The following is a 315-nucleotide window of genomic DNA, read 5'->3' on the forward strand; positions in this document are numbered from 1 at the left end:
CTGGATCTTTCATTCGGTGGTTGGTTGCGTGACAGGTTTCGAACGTTAGGTCTTGTTTTCTCTGGAAGATCGGGCTGTACGACATAATCCAAATGTTGCGACGCAGCGAAGGCTTCTGCTGGTTCCCGAGTTGAAAAAGCCAGTTGCACCTGGATGAGTGTGTCGCCGCCACCCAATAGCCCATCAGATGTTCAATGGCAGGCGGCGTCCGACGCTCGAACAGCAAGCGCCACGGCCGGCGGGTAGCCGATGCCACAGCTTTGGAGCTGCCCCGGATACTATTATAAGACCGATTGACGCGGGGCTCGACGCGTT

1 protein-coding gene is annotated in these 315 nt (G+C 56.2%); it reads right to left on the reverse strand.

Annotated elements, in window-relative coordinates:
* On the reverse strand, positions 1–226 hold a 226-nt coding region (locus EN845_RS35895; protein WP_210235538.1), incomplete at its 3' end, for a hypothetical protein.
* Between the last annotated feature and the right edge of the window lie 89 nt (positions 227–315).

The organism is Mesorhizobium sp. M8A.F.Ca.ET.202.01.1.1, assembly GCF_004791595.1.
Taxonomy (GTDB): Bacteria; Pseudomonadota; Alphaproteobacteria; order Rhizobiales; family Rhizobiaceae; genus Mesorhizobium.